Source organism: Pseudomonas sp. WS 5059, from assembly GCF_012985525.1.
Taxonomy (GTDB): Bacteria; Pseudomonadota; Gammaproteobacteria; order Pseudomonadales; family Pseudomonadaceae; genus Aquipseudomonas.
In genome coordinates this window covers 492,214-509,979 of sequence record NZ_JAAQWO010000004.1, presented here as the reverse complement: position 1 = coordinate 509,979, position 17,766 = coordinate 492,214, and the positions used below count along the sequence as shown (strand labels likewise).

Sequence of the window (17,766 nt, the reverse complement as noted above, 5' to 3'; positions counted from 1 at the left end):
CGCCATCGCAGGCAAGCCGGCTCCCCCATTTGATCCGGTTCCCACAGGGGAATTGAGGAGATTTTGAACATGCTGCAAGTCGACAAATTGCACCAGTACTACGGCGGCAGCCACATCCTGCGCGGCCTTTCGTTCGACGTGAAAGTCGGCGAAGTCACCTGCCTGCTCGGCCGTAACGGCGTGGGCAAGACCACCCTGCTCAAATGCCTGATGGGCCTGCTGCCCGCCAAGGAAGGCGCGGTGAACTGGGAAGGCAAGGCCATCACCGGGTTCAAGCCGCACCAGCGCGTGCACGCCGGTATCGCCTATGTGCCCCAGGGCCGCGAGATTTTCGGGCGGCTGACCGTGGAAGAAAATCTGTTGATGGGCCTGTCGCGCTTTCCGGGCTCTGAAGCCAAGGAAGTCCCCGCGTTTATCTACGAGCTGTTCCCGGTGTTGCTGCAAATGAAGCATCGGCGCGGCGGCGACTTGTCCGGTGGTCAACAACAGCAGTTGGCGATTGGCCGTGCGCTGGCCAGCCGTCCGCGCCTGTTGATCCTCGATGAGCCCACCGAAGGCATCCAGCCCTCGGTGATCAAGGAGATCGGCGCGGTGATCAAGAAGCTCGCAGAACGCGGCGACATGGCGATTTTGCTGGTGGAGCAGTTCTACGACTTCGCCGCCGAACTGGCCGATCAATACCTGGTGATGTCGCGGGGGGAAATCGTCCAGCAGGGCCGCGGAGAAAATATGGAGGCCGAGGGTGTACGCGGCCTGGTTACCATCTAATCTGTAGCGTCTCGTTGATAAGCCCTGACCATGACCGTTCCTGCCCCCACCGCTCTGTTCACCCCCAGTTGGCACGCCGCGCTGGAGTTGGGTTATGCACGCTTTGGCGCCAGCACGCGCCCGGTGCTGCGCCGCCACCTGGGCCCGCTGCGGGTGCAAAAGCACCTGTATGCCGAAGGCCCCGAGGTGTGCCAGCACATCATCGTGCACCCGCCGGGCGGGATTGCCGGGGGCGATCGCCTGGAGATCACCGCCCACCTGGCTGAGGGCGCGTGGGCGCAACTGACCAGCCCCGGCGCCGCCAAGTGGTACCGTGCCAGCGGGCCGGCCTACCAGCAGGTGGCCTTGACAGTCGAGGCCGGCGCCACCCTGGAGTGGCTGCCCCAGGAAACCATCGTGTTCAGTGCGGCCCAGGCCGAACTCAGCACCCGCATCGACCTGCACGGCGACGCCCGGCTGTTGTACTGGGACGTGGTGGCGCTGGGGCGCCCGGCCAGCGGCGAACGTTTCGACCGTGGGCACTTCCAGTCGCACCTGGATATCCGTCGCGACGGCCAGTTGCTCTGGCATGAACGCCAACGCATCGTCGGCGACGACGGCCTGCTCGACTCGCCGATTGGCCTGGACGGCCAGCCGGTGTTCGCCACCTTGCTGGTGACCGGTGACATCGATACCGAACTGCTTGAACAATGCCGAGCGCTGCCCCATGCAGTACGCGGCGACCTGACCCAACTGCCGGGTTTGCTGGTGGCGCGCTGCCTGGCCAGCGAGACGTTACTGGCGCGGGCCTGGTTGATTGATCTGTGGCGGCTGTTGCGCCCGGCATTGCTGGGGCGTGAGGCCATACCACCAAGAATTTGGAACACATGAGATCAAAATGTGGGAGCGGGCTTGCTCGCGAATGCGGTGTATCAGTCAACATATCCATTACTGACCCACCGCATTCGCGAGCAAGCCCGCTCCCACATTGGACCTGTGTTGTTAATAATCGTTTTTCAAAACGGACTGCTGACCATGGACCTGACCCCAAGGGAAAAAGACAAGCTGCTGATCTTCACCGCAGGCCTGGTGGCCGAGCGCCGCCTGGCGCGTGGGGTGAAGCTCAATTACCCGGAAACCATCGCCTACATCTCTGCGGCCCTGCTCGAAGGCGCGCGCGACGGGCGCACCGTGGCCGACCTGATGCACTTTGGCACCACCCTGCTCAGCCGCGAGCAAGTGATGGAAGGCATCCCGGAGATGATCCCGGATATCCAGGTCGAAGCCACCTTCCCCGACGGCACCAAACTGGTGACCGTCCACCAACCCATCGCCTGAGGCCCGGCCATGTCCTTGCTGATTCGTGACGCGGTGCACGGCGATCTGCCGGCGATCCGCGATATCTACAACGATGCCGTGCTCAACACCACGGCCATCTGGAACGATCAACCGGTGGACCTGGGCAATCGCCAGGCCTGGTTCAGCGCACGCCAGGCGCAGTTTTATCCGATCCTGGTGGCGGTGGAGGCCGAGCAGGTGCTCGGCTATGCCTCGTTCGGCGACTGGCGGCCCTTCGACGGCTTTCGCCACACCGTCGAGCATTCGGTGTACGTGCGCAACGACCAACGCGGCAAAGGCCTGGGCCCGCTGCTGATGCAGGCCCTGATCGAACGCGCCCGGGCGTGCGACAAACACGTGATGGTTGCCGCCATCGAAAGCGGCAACCAGGCCTCGATCCGCCTGCACGAACGCCTGGGCTTTGGCATCAGCGGGCAGATGGCCCAGGTGGGCACCAAGTTTGGCCGCTGGCTGGACCTGACCTTTATGCAACTGCTGCTCAGCCCCGGCGCCCAGCCGCCGGCGGTCCACAAGGAGTAACACCGATGAATGCTGCCCAACTGCGTCGAGTCAATGCTGAAAGTTTTGCCCATTACCGCCTGGGTTTGATTGAGCTGTTGCTGGACGCGGTGAAGCATGGCGCTTCGGTGGGTTTCATGGCCGACTTCGATGATGCCCAGGCCCGCACCTATTTGAGCGGTGTGCAGGCGAGTATCGAAGAGGGCAGCCTGCTGCTCTGGGTAGTGGTGCGCGACGAGCAAGTGATCGCCAGTGTGCAATTGGCGTTGTGCCTCAAAGCCAACGGCCTCAACCGCGCCGAAGTGCAAAAACTGCTGGTGCACAGCAGCGCCCGCCGCCATGGCCTGGGCCAGCAACTGATGAGCGCTCTGGAACTCGCCGCGCGCCAGCACAAACGCGGCCTGCTGTACCTGGACACCGAGGCCGGCTCCGGTGCCGAAGCCTTCTACCAGGCGCTGCGCTACACAAAAATCGGCGAGTTGCCGGATTACTGCCAAAGCCCGGACGGGCACTACAGCCCGACCGCCATCTACTTCAAGACCCTGGGGCAACCTGCATGATTCCTGGTGAATATCAGATCCAGCCTGGTGAAATCGAACTCAACGTGGGCCGCCGCACGGTCACCCTGAACGTGGCCAACAGCGGCGACCGTCCGATCCAGGTGGGTTCCCATTACCATTTTTTCGAGACCAATGACGCGCTGACCTTTGACCGCGCCCTCAGCCGCGGCATGCGCCTGAACATCCCGGCGGGCACGGCGGTGCGCTTTGAACCGGGGCAGAGTCGCGAGGTGGAGTTAGTGGAGCTGGCAGGGTTGCGCCGGGTGTTCGGGTTTGCCGGGAAGATCATGGGTGATCTTTAGGGCCTCATCGCAGGCAAGCCAGCTCCCACATGGGAATGCACTTCAAATGTAGGAGCTGGCTTGCCGGCGATAGCGGTTTCACATTCAACACATATTTTCCAGGGTTCACACACATGAAAATCAGCCGCCAAGCCTACGCCGACATGTACGGCCCCACCGTCGGTGACAAGGTTCGCCTCGCCGACACCGAACTGTTCATCGAAGTGGAGCAGGACTTCACGGTTTATGGCGAAGAAGTGAAGTTCGGCGGCGGCAAAGTCATCCGCGATGGCCAGGGCCAAAGCCAACTGCTCGCCCATGAAGTGGTGGATACGCTGATCACCAACGCGCTGATCATCGACCACTGGGGCATCGTCAAAGCCGACGTTGGCTTGAAGAATGGCCGCATCCACGCCATTGGCAAGGCCGGTAACCCGGACATCCAGCCCGGCGTGACCATGGCCATCGGCGCCAGCACCGAAGTGATCGCCGGTGAAGGCATGATCCTTACCGCCGGCGGCATCGACTCACATGTGCATTTCATCTGCCCGCAGCAGATCGAAGAGGCGCTGACCAGCGGCGTCACCACCATGATCGGCGGCGGCACCGGCCCGGCCACCGGCACCAATGCCACCACCTGTACTTCAGGCCCGTGGCACCTGGCGCGCATGCTGCAAGCCAGCGACTCATTCCCGATGAACATCGGCTTTACCGGCAAGGGCAATGCCAGCCTGCCCGAGCCGCTGATCGAGCAGGTCAAGGCCGGCGCCATCGGTTTGAAGCTGCACGAAGACTGGGGCACCACGCCCGCGAGCATCGACAACTGCCTGAGCGTGGCCGATGAGTACGATGTGCAGGTGGCGATCCACAGCGACACGCTCAACGAGTCGGGCTTCGTCGAAACCACCCTCGCCGCGCTCAAGGGGCGCACCATCCACACCTATCACACCGAGGGTGCCGGTGGCGGCCACGCGCCGGACATCATCAAGGCCTGCGGCTTCCCTAACGTGCTGCCCAGCTCCACCAACCCGACGCGGCCGTTCACCCGCAACACCATCGACGAGCACTTGGACATGTTGATGGTCTGCCATCACCTGGACCCGAGCATTGCCGAAGACGTGGCGTTCGCCGAAAGCCGCATCCGCCGCGAAACCATCGCCGCCGAAGATATTCTGCACGACCTTGGCGCCTTCTCGATGATCAGCTCCGACAGCCAGGCCATGGGCCGCGTGGGCGAAGTGATCACACGCACCTGGCAAACCGCCGACAAGATGAAGAAACAACGCGGGCCACTGCCTGGCGACGGCGCGGGCAACGACAACTTCCGCGCCAAGCGCTACATCGCCAAGTACACCATCAACCCGGCGATCACCCACGGCATCAGCCATGAAGTGGGCTCCATCGAAGTCGGCAAATGGGCCGACCTGGTGTTGTGGCGCCCGGCGTTCTTCGGCATCAAGCCCACCCTGATCCTCAAGGGCGGGGCGATTGCGTCCAGCCTGATGGGCGATGCCAATGCGTCAATCCCCACCCCGCAGCCGGTGCACTACCGCCCGATGTTCGCCAGCTTCGGCAGCTCGCTGCACGCCACCAGCCTGACGTTTATCAGCCAGGCGGCGCTGGCAGAGGGCCTGCCGCAGGCCTTGGGCCTGAAGAAGCAGATCGCGGTGGTCAAGGGTTGCCGCCAGGTGCAAAAGAGCGACTTGATCCACAACGACTACCTGCCAGACATCGAGGTCGATCCGCAGACCTACCAGGTCAAGGCCGATGGCGAGCTGTTGTGGTGCGAGCCGGCGGACGTGCTGCCGATGGCCCAGCGTTACTTCCTGTTCTGACCGTTCATCGGCAGGCACCTGCTGTGCCAGTGAAGCCGGGAGACGTTGGCGCTACGATGCGCGACGTTTGTTCACTGTCTTGCACTTGGGAACCTGGCTATGCGCCTATCCGAATTCATCGTGTTGCATGCCGACCGAATCGTCGATGAATGGGAACAGTTTGCCGAAACCCTGACCCCGGCCGCCGAAACCCTGAACCGCGCGCAACTGCGCGACCACGCCCGTTCGATCCTGCTGGCCGCCGCGCGGGACATGAACACCCGCCAGAGCGCCAGCGAACAGGCGGCCAAGGCCAAGGGCGAAGGCCCGGAAAAAACCCCGAGCCTGGACGAAGCGGCCGCCAGCCATGGCGAACTGCGCCATACCGTGGGTTTTGACCTGGTGCAGATGACCTCCGAGTTCCGCCACCTGCGCGCCTGTGTGATTCGCCTGTGGGTCAATAGCCTGGAATCGCCGGACCTGGACTATTTCCAGGACATGATCCGCTTCAACGAAGCCATCGACGAAGCCCTGGCCGAATCCACGGCGGCCTACGCCGAGCAGGTCAATCGCTCGCGGGATATTTTCCTCGCCATCCTCGGCCACGACCTGCGCGCGCCCTTGCAGGCGGTGAAGATGTCCACCGAGATGTTGTTGCGCAAAGCTGCGTTGGACAGCAACGGTTTGAGCCTGCTGGGCAATATCCAAAATGGTGCGCGGCACATGGAGGCGATGGTCAGCGACCTGTTGGAGTTTGTCCGCAGCCGACTGGGCAGCAGCCTGCCTATCGAGCCCAAGCCGATGAACCTGGCCGATGCTGCCAAAGAGGCCATCAATGAAGCGTGCGCAGGCCGCCCGGACTGCCGGGTTCACCTGCACATCGACGGGGAAACCCAAGGGCTGTGGGATCGCGGGCGCATTGATCAACTGTTGCAGAACCTGATCGGCAATGCATTGCAGCACGGCCTCAACAGCCAGGCGGTGACCCTGAGCCTGGACGGCACGCCCGACAGCGTGGAACTGCGCATGCACAACTACGGCCAGCCGATTCCCCAGGCGGCGCTGGGCACCGTGTTCGACCCGCTGGTACGCAGCGCCAACGAAGAGCTGGGCAGCAACTCGACCAGCCTCGGGCTGGGCTTGTTTATCGTCAAGGAAGTGGTGCAGGCCCATGGGGGCACGATTGAAGTGACGTCCAGCGAGGCGGCGGGCACCACGTTTACCGTAGTGCTGCCGCGCCAGTAGACACCACCGATCCCTTGTAGGAGCTGTCGAGCTTTAGCGAGGCGGCGATAGCGGTGGGTCAGGCAGAATCAATGCTGGCAGTGCCGCCGCCATCGCAGCCTCGCCGGGGCTCGACAGCTCCTACATTTCATTTGCGATGTGGCGCAATTTTGTGCCCGGCAACGATCCCCTGTAGGAGCTGTCGAGCTTTAGCGAGGCGGCGATGGCGGTGGGTCAGGCAGCATCAATACTGGCAGTGCCGCCGCCATCGCCGCCTCGCCGGGGCTCGACAGCTCCTACATTTCATTTGCGATGTGGCGAAAATTTTTGCCCGGCAACGATCCCTTGTAGGAGCTGTCGAGCTTTAGCGAGGCGGCGATGGCGGTGGGTCAGGCAGCATCAATACTGGCAGTGCCGCCGCCATCGCAGCCTCGCCGGGGCTCGACAGCTCCTACATTTCATTTGCGATGTGGCGCAAATTTGTGCCCGGCAAAGATCCCTTGTAGGAGCTGTCGAGCTTTAGCGAGGCGGCGATAGCGGTGGGTCAGGCAGCATCAATACTGGCAGTGCCGCCGCCATCGCAGCCTCGCCGGGGCTCGACAGCTCCTACATTTCTTTTGCGATGTGGCGAAAATTTGTGCCCGGCAACGATCCCCGGTAGGAGCTGTCGAGCTTTAGCGAGGCGGCGATGGCGGTGGGTCAGGCAGCATCCATGCTGGCAGTGCCGCCGCCATCGCAGCCTCGCCGGGGCTCGACAGCTCCTACATTTCATTTGCGATGTGGCGCAAATTTGTGCCCGGCAAAGATCCCTTGTAGGAGCTGTCGAGCTTTAGCGAGGCGGCGATAGCGGTGGGTCAGGCAGCATCAATACTGGCAGTGCCGCCGCCATCGCAGCCTCGCCGGGGCTCGACAGCTCCTACATTTCTTTTGCGATGTGGCGAAAATTTGTGCCCGGCAACGATCCCCGGTAGGAGCTGTCGAGCTTTAGCGAGGCGGCGATGGCGGTGGGTCAGGCAGCATCCATGCTGGCAGTGCCGCCGCCATCGCAGCCTCGCCGGGGCTCGACAGCTCCTACATTTCATTTGCGATGTGGCGCAAATTTGTGCCCGGCAACGATCCCCGGTAGGAGCTGTCGAGCTTTAGCGAGGCGGCGATAGCGGTGGGTCAGGCAGCATCCATGCTGGCAGTGCCGCCGCCATCGCTGGCAAGCCAGCTCCTACAGGGTTTTGCTGATTTCCCACACAGGGCGGTTAGCGGCCCCAGGTTTCCCGCGGATCAAAATTGGCCTTTTGCGCCAGTTCCTGCCACAGCGCCTTGACCTCATCGTCACTGCTTTTGGGCATCACGGCCTTGAGCTGCACAAACAGGTACCCGCGCTGCCCGGCCTTGTTCAGCAAGCCATGGCCCTTGGCCCGCATACGCTGGCCGTTCTGGCTGCCGGCCGGGACCTTGAGGTTGATCTTGCCGGTCAGGGTCGGCACTGCGACTTCCGCGCCCAGAGCCAATTCCCACGGTGCCAGCGGCAAAGTGATCACCAGGTTTTCGCCTTCCACCTCGAACTTCGGGTGCGGCGCAAAGCGGATGATCAGGTACAAGTCGCCATTGGCGCCGCCACCGATCCCCGGAGCACCCTGGCCCTTGAGGCGAATGCGCTCGCCATCGGCCACACCGGCCGGAATCTTCACGTTCAGGCTCTTGGTGGTGTTGCTGACGTGCTGGCCCGCCGCATTGTATTGCGGCACCTGGAAGCTGATTGCCTTGGGCTCGGTGGACAGGGTCTCCTCCAGGAACACCGGCAACTCCATCTCCACATCCTGGCCGCGCCGCCCGGGGCTGCGCCCCTGGGCGCCGCCAAAGCCGTTGCCACGCGAGCCGAAGATCGAGCTGAAGAAGTCCGAAAACTCGCCCGTATCCTGGCCACCGCCAAACCCGCCACGGCTCTGCCAACCTGGCGGCCCTTGGAAGGGCTGACCGTGCTGGCCATAGCGGCGCAATTCATCGTACTCGGCGCGCTTGTCGGCACTTTTCAGCGCCTCATAGGCTTCCGAGGCGTCCTTGAACTTCTCTTCCGCGTCCTTTTCCTTGCTGACGTCGGGATGATACTTACGGGCCAGCTTGCGATAAGCGGCCTTGATCTGCTTGTCATCGGCCGTCGGCTCGACACCAAGAATCTTGTAATAGTCTTTGAAATCCATGGGGGCATCACCATCCGTTATCGAGATCGCACAGTCGGGCCCTGCCTGCCTGGGCATTGCGGGGCGATTCGAGGTGCGTCAGAAAAATATCGGCGGCTTGCAGGACAAACTTGATCCTTTCGACAGCCACCAACCGTATGCACAGGAGTTGGGGGCAAGGAGCCGACCTTTCAAGGTAACAAGTCTGCTGTATTTAGCGGATAGTCGGCCTACGCATCTGCACGCGAGTGACATACACTGCGCGGCCGTTTTTTAACCGGAACCTGTTAGACATGAACAACACCTCTCCAGCCCGTGCCTGCGGCATCGACTTCGGCACGTCCAACTCCACTGTCGGCTGGATCCGTCCCGGCATGGAAACGCTTATCGCGCTGGAGGACGACAAGATCACCCTGCCGTCGGTGGTGTTCTTCAACTTCGAAGAACGCCGCCCGGTGTACGGCCGCCTGGCGCTGCACGAGTACCTGGAAGGCTACGAAGGCCGCCTGATGCGTTCGCTCAAGAGCCTGTTGGGCTCCAAGCTGATCAAGCACGACACCAGCGTGCTGGGCACGGCCATGCCGTTCAAGGACCTGCTGGGGCTGTTTATCGGCCAGCTCAAGAACCGCGCCGAAGCCACTGCCGGCCGTGAGTTCGAAGAAGTGGTACTGGGCCGCCCGGTATTTTTCGTCGACGACGACCCGATGGCCGACAAAGAGGCCGAAGACACCCTGGTGGACGTGGCCCGCAAGCTCGGCTTCAAGGAAGTCTCGTTCCAGTACGAGCCGATCGCCGCAGCCTTCGACTACGAATCCACCATTGAACAAGAAGAGTTGGTCCTGATTGTCGACATCGGCGGCGGTACCTCCGACTTCTCCCTGGTGCGCCTGTCGCCCAAGCGGCGCAAGCACGACAACCGCCACGACGACATCCTCGCCACCGGCGGCGTGCATATCGGCGGTACCGACTTCGACAAACAGCTCTCGCTGGCCGGCATGATGCCGTTGTTCGGCTACGGCAGCCGCATGAAAAGCGGGGCCTACATGCCCACCAGCCACCATATGAACCTGGCCACCTGGCACACCATCAACTCGGTGTACTCGCAAAAATCCCAGTTGGCCCTGGGCAGCATGCGCTACGACATCGAAGACACCGGCGGCATTGACCGCCTGTTCAAGCTGATCGAGCAGCGCGCCGGCCACTGGCTGGCGATGGAAGTGGAAGAAACCAAGATCCACCTCACCCACGACGACAGCCGCCACGTGCCGCTGGACCGGGTAGAACCGGGCCTGAGCGTGGAACTGAGCCGCGCCCTGTTCGAATCGTCCATCGACAACCTGCTGGAACGGGTGCGCAACAGTGTGACCCAACTGCTCGACGACGCCTCGGTGGATGTGGCCCAGGTCGACACGGTGTTCTTCACCGGCGGCTCCAGCGGCATCCCGGCCCTGCGCCACAGCATTTCGGCGATGCTGCCCAATGCCCGGCACGTGGAAGGCAACATCTTCGGCAGCATCGGCAGCGGGTTGGCGATCGAGGCAAGCAAGCGTTACGGCTACTGAGTATTAGCTGAAACCACGGCGCGCTCTTTCGCGAGCAAGCCCGCCCCCACATTTGGACCGCATTCCCAAGGCGGAACTCGGTCGACATGTGGGAGCGGGCTTGCCCGCGATAGGGCCAGCCTAGACGCCCTCAACCTTCAGACCATCCCACCCAGCTTCAACTCACTCTTCAAATACGCATAATAAATCGGCCCTGCCACCACCCCAGGCAGGCCGAATGCGGCTTCAAACACCAGCATCGCCAACAACAACTCCCACGACTTGGCGCTGATCTGCCCGCCGACGATGCGGGCATTGAGGAAGTACTCGACCTTGTGGATCACGATCAGGTAGCCCAGCGCCGCCACCGCCACCCAGATCGACATCGACAACGCGACGATGGTGATCAGGGTGTTGGACATCAGGTTGCCGATCACCGGCAGCAGGCCCAGCAGGAAGGTGAGGACGATCAGGGTCTTGGTCAGCGGCAGGTGGATCCCCGCCAGCGGCAGCACCACCGCAAGGAAGATCCCGGTGAAGATGGTGTTGAGCGCAGCGATTTTGATTTGCGCAAAGACAATGTTGCGAAAAGCCTGGACCAGCAGGTGCAGGCGGTCGAACAACGCGGCGGCCAGGGGTTTGCGCTTGGTCAGGTCGGGGACCCGTTGCAGGGCGATGATGGCGCCCAGGACCATGCCGATCAGCAGGGTCACGAACATATGCGCCGCGTCCTTGCCCACCAGCTGCAGTTCGCTCAGGTGCTTGCTCAGCCATTCACCGATAGCCACGCGAAACTCGGCGGCGCTGGCCGGCAGGTAGGCGTCGAGGAACGGCGGCAACTGGCCGCGCGCGCGGTCGACCACGCCCATGAATTTATCGAGGGAAGCCCCGGGGTTTTCCGCTTCGTGCAGCAAAAAGCTGATGGCACCGGCAAAAATCAGGGTCAGCACGCTGACAATCACGGTGCCGAGCAATGCCACCGCCAGCCAGCGCGCGCGCCGGCCTTCGATCAAGCGTTGCAGTTGCGGGGTGAGCATGTTGACCAGTTCGAAGACCAACAGGCCGGCCAACAGGCTGGGCAGCAGTTTTAACGGTAGGACCAGCAGCAACCCGCCGAAAATGATGATGTAGCTGGCCAGCAACAACACATGACGCTGAGAAAACGTTGGCATACAGCCTCTAAACGAACGGCGTTAAAGGATGGGCAGTCTGCCAGCCTTGGGGCAATCAAGCGAGAAGTCTGATGGTTGTGAACACCATCAACTGTGGGAGCGGGCTTGCCCGCGATGGCGCTGGTTGGCTGACACACCGCAATCGCGGGCAAGCCCGCCCCCACAGGGGTATTTAAGCGGGTCAGCCTTTAAGGCAGGTGCTCATAAAGGTTTTACGCGCATCGCCGGCCAGCGCCTTGGTTTTTGCCGTCGCGTTGCAGTCCTTCATTTTTTGCTGCTGCGGGGTCAGGGTCTTGGCGTCATTGGCGGCTGGGGCCGAGAGGCAGGTTTTCATGAAGGCCTTGCGCTCGTCGCCCTTCAAGGTCTTGGTGGAGGCTTCGGCGTTGCAGGTGGTCATTTTGTTTTGCTGGGCAGTGGCCGCAAACCCTTGGGAACAGAGCAGCAGACCGATCATCAACAACGGAATACGCAACATCTTCATGGAGTTTTCTCCCTGTTACCACGCCGAGGGGCGCGGCCTCCCCTGCAGTGTAGACAAAGCCTGTTACACCTTCACCTGCTACGTAAGTTCGTTCGTCGATACTGCTCCGGCGTACAGCCGGCCTGGCGCTGGAACATCGCAATAAACGCCGAGGCGGTGCTGTAGCCAAGGTCAAAGGCCACTTCCTGGACGCTGCGCGTGTTTTCCAGGGCCTCGATGGCCGCCAGAAAGCGCAGGCGCTGGCGCCATTCGCCAAAGCTCATGCCCAGTTCGCGCACAAATTGCCGGGCCAGGGTGCGCTCGCTGACGTGTACCTGCTGCGCCCATAGCGCCAGCGCGCGGTTGTCCCCGGGATCAGCCTGCATGCCTTCAAGCACGCTGAGCAGGCCGGGGCTACTGGCATACGGCAAGAAACAGTCATGCACCGGCGCCTGGCGCAGTTGGTCCACCAGCACCTGGGCCAGGCGCACGTCGGCTTCGTTGGCCGGGATATTCACGTCGCGCTCGGCAAAATCACTGAGGATGGCCTTGAGGATGTTGCTGATGGTCAGGGTGCAGGGCTGCGTGGGCAATTGCTCGCACAGGGACGGCGCCAGGTACACCGAGCGGTAGATAATCGCCTGGGCGTTGTAGGAACTGTGCTGGGTGTTGGGCGGGATCCACACCGCATATTGCGGCGGCGACATAAACCGGTTGCCGCCCACTTCAAAGCGCATCACGCCGCGGGCCGAGTAGTCCAGGGAGCCCCAGGCATGCTGGTGGCTGGAGGCGCGGCTGTCGGCGGCAAATTCCGAGTAGCGAAAGTAGACCGGGGCCGGTAGCACGTCGAAATCGGGCAGGTTGATGTAGGTCTTCGGCATATTGTCTGGATACAGAGGCGGCTTGTCTGGATCGAAGTATAGGCTTCGATCCAGACAAAGGATAATCACCCCTCACTAACGTTCCTGGTTCCTTGCAATGCAATACGCTTATCCGCTGCTGGCCATCTTTATCTGGGCTGGTAATACCGTGGTCAACAAACTCGCCGTGGGCTCGATTTTCCCGGCCGAGATCGGTTTTTATCGCTGGCTGCTGGCCGCCATCCTGTTTACCCCGTTCATGCTCAAGCCAGTCATTGCCAACTGGGCGCTGATCCGCCCCAACCTGGGCAAGATCGCCGTGCTCGGCGTGCTCGGCATGGCGGTCTACCAGAGCCTGGCGTACTACGCCGCCAGCCTGACCAGCGCCACCAATATGGGGATCATCCTGTCGCTGATGCCATTGATGGCCCTGACTGCGGCGATTATCAGCCTCGGCCAGCGCCTGACCTTCGGCGCCCTGACCGGGGCGGTGCTGTCGTTTGCCGGGGTGGTGGTGGTGGTGTCGGCCGGCAGCCTCGGCGCGCTGCTGCAACACGGGGTGAACCTGGGCGACGCGATGATGCTGGTGGCCACCCTGGCCTATGCGATCTACAGCACCCTGCTGAAAAAATGGCAATTGCGCCTACCGCCCCTGGTGTTGCTGTATTTGCAGGTGCTGGTGGCGGTGGTGGTGCTGTTTCCGCTGTTCCTGGCCTCGGACAAGGTCGGCCTGGGCCCGTCGAATATTGGCCTGGTGGTGTACGCCTGCCTGTTGGCATCGATGATTGCGCCGCTTTCGTGGATGCATTCGGTCAAAAACCTGGGGCCGAGCCGGACCACGCTGTTTTTCAATTTGCTGCCGCTGATCACGGCGCTGATTGCAGCGGTGGTGCTCAAGGAGCAGTTGGCGCTGTATCACTTGGTGGGGGGTGTGTTGACCTTGGGCGGGGTGATTTTGTCGGAGCGCTGGACCACGCCGGTAAGGCGTTAAAGCCCGGCCGCCTTCAACCGCTGCGCATGTTCGACAAACAGGCGGATCGGCTCGGCACCCTTGCCCACCAGGCCCAGTGACTGGTTGACGATATCGAAATGGTCCAGCGCATAGTCATCGCCAATCACCGTGCCCAGGTGTGAGCTGTAACGCCCGACCATGCCGTCGCACTGGCCTTTCTCCTTGACGAAGGTGCGCGCAAACAGCCGGCAACTGCGGTTGGTGCCGTCCAGCAGGTTGCGCCCGCGATCGGTCTTGCCCGGCTGCAAAGTGCCGGACCAGGAGTAGTAGCGCACACCGCCCACTTCTTCGGCGCCCTGCCCGCCCCAGGTGTCTGGCAGGCCTTGTGGGTATTGACGATTGAACAGCGCCACCCCCGCGCTGGTCAGCGATTGATGGGAGGCGTGGATATCCGCCGCAAAACGCGGGCCGCGATGGCCGGTTTCCAGAAGCCCCATCAGCACGCCCACCAGGCGCAACAGCGCACTCATGATCCGGCCCTTGGCGCTGTCGGCCGGGTAATGGGTGTGCAGGTAGTCCGCCAATTCCGAACCGTGATTGGGCCCGGCCACCGAGGTCACCGAGGCCACCCATTCCGGGCGTTTGGCCGCCGCGTAACGGGCGGTTAGCGAGCCCTGGCTATGGCCGATCAGGTTGACCTTGTCGGCACCGGTCTCGCGGCGAATCTGCTCGATCTGCACCAGCAACTGCTCGCCGCGTACCTCGCTGGAGTTGAGCGGCGCCACCTGCACCGCAAACACTTGCGCCCCGCCCGCACGCAAGGCCGGGACGATGCCGTACCAATACGGGTACAGCAGCAGCCGCACAAAACCGAGCATGCCCGGCACCAAAACCAGGGGATAACGTGTAGCCAATGTCTGCGGCATGGAGGCAAACGTCCTTCAAAGGGGCGATTGAGCTGATCCTAGACCAGCGCCGCGGCAATCGATATGACACCCGGCAACATCCGATAAAACTTTTTGCGCCACGCAGCACTCACAACTTTGAGCGATCACACCCCGAGAGTGTGGCGCAAAACCGGATATCGCCCTGAGGAGATTGAAATGACCGACATGCATTTGTCTGACGTAAGCACCCTTCGCGAACGCGCGCGCAAGAATGTGGAAAACGGCGCAGTGACCGAAGGCTACAGCGCCGACCGCGAAGAGATCCTGCGCCTGCTCAACGAGTCACTGGCCACCGAACTGGTCTGTGTGTTGCGCTACAAGCGCCACTACTTCATGGCCAGCGGCCTGAAAGCCAGCGTGGCCGCCGATGAGTTCCTGGAGCACGCCAACCAGGAACTGGAACACGCCGACAAACTGGCCGAACGTATCGTACAGCTGGGCGGCGAACCAGAGTTCAACCCGGACCTGCTGTCCAAGCTGTCCCACGCACAGTACGTGGCCGGCAAGACCTTGAAGGACATGGTCTACGAAGACCTGGTGGCCGAGCGCATCGCGGTGGACAGCTATCGCGAGATCATCCAGTACATCGGCGAGAAAGACCCGACCACCCGCCGGATCTTTGAAGACATCCTGGCCCAGGAAGAAGAGCACGCCGACGATATGGCGGACATTCTCAAAGACCTGTAAGCCTGCCAGCAGCACTCACTAATGTGGGAGCGGGCTTGCTCGCGAATGCGGAAGATCAGTGATGGATATGTTGACTGATACACCGCATTCGCGAGCAAGCCCGCTCCCACATTTAGCCTTTCACCGTCTTCGGCGCCTTGCCTTCCCGCATCTGCTGCAACAGCGGCACGCACTGGTTGGGCTCATCCCCGCTCGGCGCCACCAGTGCCAGCAGGCCTGCCGCAGGTGCAACGATCACACCCAGCGCCACCATCCCCGCGCCACGCAGCAATAGCGGCACTGCCTTGACCCCGGCATTGGGCTTGATGAACGGTCCGTTGACGTACAAGGGCGAACGCAGCGAAAACAGGCGAAAGCCCTTGGACTCTGGGGTGATTGTCAGGTCCAGTTGTTCGCTGGCCATGTTCGCGGTGCCGTCGATGTAGATGATCGCGTTCTCGGTGTCGAACACAAACAACCGACTGGTGGCCAGGCCGGTCTTGATGCCGAAGTCCGCCGCTGCGCAGTTGATCTTCACTTCCTTGTCGCCAAACATCTTGCCGACCACATAGTTACCGACGTTCAGCCCGGCGATTTCCATCAGGCCTCGGCTGATGGCACCGTCGTTGATGAGCATTTTCAGATCGCCATTGGCACTGCCCAACAAAGCCGCCACCGAGTTGCCGCGCCCGGCGATATCCGCATCGCCGTTTAGCTCGCCAAAGCTGGTCTTCATCGGTTCAAAGGTGGGGAACAGTTGCTTGAGCTTGAAGTTGCGCGCCGTCAGTTTCGCCCGGCCTTCCAGCGGGGTGATGCGGCCATTGAGGCGAATCTGTGCATCGAGCTTGCCGCCCGCCACACCGAAACGCAGGGGTTCGAGGCTCAGTTGGCCGTCGTTGAGCACCAGGTGCGTGTAGAGGTCGGTAAAGGGCAGTTCGGCGCTGTGGACAATGCGCTTGCCGGTGAACTCGACATCGGCGTCCATATCGCGCCAGCGCTCGGTGCGAAACTCCTCCACCGGCAGCACCTTGGTCGCCGGTTGCTTGCTTTCACCACCACGGGCCTTTTGCTTGGCGTTGGAGTCGGCACCGATCAGCGGCGCCAGGTCGGCCAGCAGCAGTTGGTTGGACACCAGTGCGCCACTGAGCTTTGGCCGTGGCTGGCTGGCGACATAGGCCAGGTCGCCGTGGATGTCGCTGTTGCCGATCTTGCCGTTGAATTTTTCATAGCGGAACGACGCACCGCCCGCCTCATGCAACTTGGCGATCAGGCGCCCATCGGTGGAATAGGCCGGCGAGTCCGGCAGGGTCACGCCGGTCAGTGGGTAAAGGTTGCCCAGGCTGGTGCCAGACAGTTTCAGGCGCAGGTCCAGGGCGCCGAGGTTCAGTGGGTCGGTCAGGGTGCCGGCCAGGGCGATGCTGGTATCACCGACCTTCGCCTGGGCCTGCAGGGGGAACGGCTTGGCGGCGTCTTGCAGGGCCAGCAGCCCGCCGATCTTGCCGCTGCCGGCGAGTTTCTGGCCGTGGTACTGGCCGCTGACCTTGAGGCCAAACGCATAGTCCTGGGGTGTGGCGCCCTGCTCCAGGGCTTTTTTTGCATCGCGCTCGCCGACGATTTCGCTGAACGCAATCGGCTTGCCCAGGGGGTCGATCAGCACATCGAGACGGGTCTTGAGGGTCTGGTCGTCGAGGGTCACGTGGCCCTTGTCGAAGCCGATGGCGCCGATATCCACCACCCAACTGGACGGTTCGGCATTCGGGTCCTTGGGATCAAAGGTGAAGGTCCAGTTGGCGCGGCCATCGGCCAGGCGCTGCAATTGGGCACTCGGCTCGGTCAGGTCGATGCGCGGGATCACCACGCGCTGGGCCAGCAGAGCCAAGGGTGAGATGCGCAGTTCAACGCGCTTGAGGGTGACCATCTGCGGCTGTTTCGACCACTCGGGGTTGCCCAGGCTCAGGTCTTCGGCCACCACATGGGGCCACGGCACCCAGGCGCGCCAACCGCCCTCGTCCGGCTCGCGCTGCCAGACCACCGCCAGGTTGCCATTGATGGCAAAGGCGCGATGCAGCTCTTCGGAGACCTTGGCATTGAGTTGCGGCTTGATCCGGTTCCAATCGAAGAACACCAGGATCAGTACCACAGCGGCGATTAACAGAACGAAGCAGGCACTGCTCCAGGCGAGAATTTTACGAGTGCGCGTCATTGCACAGGGCTCCTGATTACGACTGCGCGTGCCACTGGCAACGCGCGCAAGGACTAAAGCTTATATGGCTACGACTGGCAAATGGCCTGGGGGTTTAACCGCAGATGGCAATTAGCGCTGAAAAGCGCTTTTTCTGACTAATCCGACAGCTTCTTTCATCAACGACGCACCGTTGTTACCCACGCCCGTGTCGAAAATACCCACCCCGGTGCAAAAGCGCGTGCTTGAGAGGCGCGATCTAGAGCCTCGGCGCAGAACAATCAATTCTGTTGATTATTACCATTGTGTTTATGAACTTTTATATCGAG

General features: G+C 62.1%; 17 protein-coding genes. 11 read left to right on the top strand and 6 right to left on the bottom strand.

The genetic code is table 11. The annotated features are described in order from the left end of the window. Nucleotides 1–69 precede the first annotated feature (69 nt). From urtE to HBO12_RS14600, 8 genes are all read left to right on the top strand, one after another. Nucleotides 70–768: an urea ABC transporter ATP-binding subunit UrtE gene (urtE, locus tag HBO12_RS14635; protein WP_170042502.1), complete on the top strand. Its 699-nt coding sequence runs from the start codon at nucleotides 70–72 to the stop codon at nucleotides 766–768. A gap of 30 nt (nucleotides 769–798) precedes the next feature. Further along, entirely contained in the window at nucleotides 799–1,638 is an 840-nt protein-coding gene (locus HBO12_RS14630) for an urease accessory protein UreD (protein WP_170042501.1), read from the top strand. 144 nt (nucleotides 1,639–1,782) lie between these two features. After that, nucleotides 1,783–2,085, top strand: a complete 303-nt coding sequence (locus HBO12_RS14625; RefSeq protein WP_032862374.1) for an urease subunit gamma — start codon at nucleotides 1,783–1,785, stop codon at nucleotides 2,083–2,085. Between the two features lie 9 nt (nucleotides 2,086–2,094). Continuing rightward, nucleotides 2,095–2,625, top strand: a complete 531-nt coding sequence (locus tag HBO12_RS14620) for a GNAT family N-acetyltransferase (RefSeq protein WP_170042499.1) — start codon at nucleotides 2,095–2,097, stop codon at nucleotides 2,623–2,625. Nucleotides 2,626–2,630: 5 nt separating this feature from the next. Beyond that, entirely contained in the window at nucleotides 2,631–3,164 is a 534-nt protein-coding gene (locus tag HBO12_RS14615) for a GNAT family N-acetyltransferase (protein WP_169952110.1), read from the top strand. Beyond that, the gene (locus tag HBO12_RS14610) at nucleotides 3,161–3,466 is read left to right on the top strand and encodes an urease subunit beta (RefSeq protein WP_170042497.1); all 306 of its coding nucleotides are present in this window, start codon (nucleotides 3,161–3,163) and stop codon (nucleotides 3,464–3,466) included. The genes HBO12_RS14615 and HBO12_RS14610 overlap by 4 nt, the downstream gene beginning before the upstream one ends. 113 nt (nucleotides 3,467–3,579) lie before the next feature. Beyond that, on the top strand, nucleotides 3,580–5,280 hold the full coding sequence (ureC, locus tag HBO12_RS14605; RefSeq protein WP_170042495.1) for an urease subunit alpha: 1,701 nt from the start codon (nucleotides 3,580–3,582) through the stop codon (nucleotides 5,278–5,280). Nucleotides 5,281–5,379: 99 nt separating this feature from the next. Then, nucleotides 5,380–6,504, top strand: a complete 1,125-nt coding sequence (locus HBO12_RS14600; RefSeq protein WP_169952116.1) for a sensor histidine kinase — start codon at nucleotides 5,380–5,382, stop codon at nucleotides 6,502–6,504. Between the two features lie 1,229 nt (nucleotides 6,505–7,733). On the opposite strand, the gene HBO12_RS14595 is transcribed toward HBO12_RS14600, so the two are convergent. After that, nucleotides 7,734–8,678, bottom strand: coding sequence for a DnaJ C-terminal domain-containing protein (locus HBO12_RS14595; RefSeq protein WP_169952118.1), 945 nt, complete (start codon nucleotides 8,676–8,678; stop codon nucleotides 7,734–7,736). A gap of 272 nt (nucleotides 8,679–8,950) precedes the next feature. Between HBO12_RS14595 and HBO12_RS14590 the strand changes: the two genes are divergently transcribed. Then, the gene (locus HBO12_RS14590) at nucleotides 8,951–10,219 is read left to right on the top strand and encodes an Hsp70 family protein (RefSeq protein ID WP_170042494.1); all 1,269 of its coding nucleotides are present in this window, start codon (nucleotides 8,951–8,953) and stop codon (nucleotides 10,217–10,219) included. 137 nt (nucleotides 10,220–10,356) lie between these two features. Here HBO12_RS14590 and HBO12_RS14585 read toward each other — a convergent pair whose 3' ends face one another. The 3 genes from HBO12_RS14585 to HBO12_RS14575 all read right to left on the bottom strand — a co-directional run bounded on the left by HBO12_RS14585 (nucleotide 10,357) and on the right by HBO12_RS14575 (nucleotide 12,711). Beyond that, entirely contained in the window at nucleotides 10,357–11,370 is a 1,014-nt protein-coding gene (locus HBO12_RS14585; RefSeq protein ID WP_169952122.1) for an AI-2E family transporter, read from the bottom strand. A gap of 181 nt (nucleotides 11,371–11,551) precedes the next feature. Next, nucleotides 11,552–11,851 carry a PsiF family protein gene (locus HBO12_RS14580; protein WP_169952124.1) on the bottom strand — a complete coding sequence of 100 codons (300 nt, stop codon included), beginning with the start codon at nucleotides 11,849–11,851 and terminating at the stop codon, nucleotides 11,552–11,554. Nucleotides 11,852–11,922: 71 nt separating this feature from the next. Next, nucleotides 11,923–12,711, bottom strand: coding sequence for an AraC family transcriptional regulator (locus tag HBO12_RS14575; protein WP_169952126.1), 789 nt, complete (start codon nucleotides 12,709–12,711; stop codon nucleotides 11,923–11,925). Between the two features lie 97 nt (nucleotides 12,712–12,808). Between HBO12_RS14575 and HBO12_RS14570 the strand changes: the two genes are divergently transcribed. Then, entirely contained in the window at nucleotides 12,809–13,681 is an 873-nt protein-coding gene (locus HBO12_RS14570) for a DMT family transporter (protein WP_169952128.1), read from the top strand. On the opposite strand, the gene HBO12_RS14565 is transcribed toward HBO12_RS14570, so the two are convergent. Continuing rightward, a complete protein-coding gene (locus HBO12_RS14565) occupies nucleotides 13,678–14,568 on the bottom strand; it encodes an esterase/lipase family protein (protein WP_170042492.1) in 891 nt (296 codons plus the stop codon). The two genes, HBO12_RS14570 and HBO12_RS14565, sit on opposite strands and share 4 nt — an antisense overlap. Before the next feature lie 177 nt (nucleotides 14,569–14,745). Here HBO12_RS14565 and HBO12_RS14560 point away from each other — a divergent pair, with 177 nt between their 5' ends. Further along, nucleotides 14,746–15,276 carry a ferritin-like domain-containing protein gene (locus HBO12_RS14560; RefSeq protein WP_169952132.1) on the top strand — a complete coding sequence of 177 codons (531 nt, stop codon included), beginning with the start codon at nucleotides 14,746–14,748 and terminating at the stop codon, nucleotides 15,274–15,276. A gap of 112 nt (nucleotides 15,277–15,388) precedes the next feature. Here the strand turns inward: HBO12_RS14560 and HBO12_RS14555 are convergent, their stop codons facing one another. Then, nucleotides 15,389–17,458 carry an AsmA family protein gene (locus HBO12_RS14555; RefSeq protein WP_170042490.1) on the bottom strand — a complete coding sequence of 690 codons (2,070 nt, stop codon included), beginning with the start codon at nucleotides 17,456–17,458 and terminating at the stop codon, nucleotides 15,389–15,391. Between the last annotated feature and the right edge of the window lie 308 nt (nucleotides 17,459–17,766).

Coding starts and splice junctions, on each gene's coding strand:
- HBO12_RS14620 (WP_170042499.1), top strand. CDS start 2,095: ATGTCCTTGCTGATTCGTGACGCGGTGCACGGCGATCTGCCGGCGATC.
- HBO12_RS14565 (WP_170042492.1), bottom strand. CDS start 14,568: ATGCCGCAGACATTGGCTACACGTTATCCCCTGGTTTTGGTGCCGGGC.
- HBO12_RS14570 (WP_169952128.1), top strand. CDS start 12,809: ATGCAATACGCTTATCCGCTGCTGGCCATCTTTATCTGGGCTGGTAAT.
- HBO12_RS14625 (WP_032862374.1), top strand. CDS start 1,783: ATGGACCTGACCCCAAGGGAAAAAGACAAGCTGCTGATCTTCACCGCA.
- HBO12_RS14560 (WP_169952132.1), top strand. CDS start 14,746: ATGACCGACATGCATTTGTCTGACGTAAGCACCCTTCGCGAACGCGCG.
- HBO12_RS14610 (WP_170042497.1), top strand. CDS start 3,161: ATGATTCCTGGTGAATATCAGATCCAGCCTGGTGAAATCGAACTCAAC.
- HBO12_RS14585 (WP_169952122.1), bottom strand. CDS start 11,370: ATGCCAACGTTTTCTCAGCGTCATGTGTTGTTGCTGGCCAGCTACATC.
- HBO12_RS14555 (WP_170042490.1), bottom strand. CDS start 17,458: ATGACGCGCACTCGTAAAATTCTCGCCTGGAGCAGTGCCTGCTTCGTT.
- HBO12_RS14580 (WP_169952124.1), bottom strand. CDS start 11,851: ATGAAGATGTTGCGTATTCCGTTGTTGATGATCGGTCTGCTGCTCTGT.
- HBO12_RS14575 (WP_169952126.1), bottom strand. CDS start 12,711: ATGCCGAAGACCTACATCAACCTGCCCGATTTCGACGTGCTACCGGCC.
- ureC (WP_170042495.1), top strand. CDS start 3,580: ATGAAAATCAGCCGCCAAGCCTACGCCGACATGTACGGCCCCACCGTC.
- HBO12_RS14600 (WP_169952116.1), top strand. CDS start 5,380: ATGCGCCTATCCGAATTCATCGTGTTGCATGCCGACCGAATCGTCGAT.
- HBO12_RS14630 (WP_170042501.1), top strand. CDS start 799: ATGACCGTTCCTGCCCCCACCGCTCTGTTCACCCCCAGTTGGCACGCC.
- HBO12_RS14615 (WP_169952110.1), top strand. CDS start 2,631: ATGAATGCTGCCCAACTGCGTCGAGTCAATGCTGAAAGTTTTGCCCAT.
- urtE (WP_170042502.1), top strand. CDS start 70: ATGCTGCAAGTCGACAAATTGCACCAGTACTACGGCGGCAGCCACATC.
- HBO12_RS14595 (WP_169952118.1), bottom strand. CDS start 8,678: ATGGATTTCAAAGACTATTACAAGATTCTTGGTGTCGAGCCGACGGCC.
- HBO12_RS14590 (WP_170042494.1), top strand. CDS start 8,951: ATGAACAACACCTCTCCAGCCCGTGCCTGCGGCATCGACTTCGGCACG.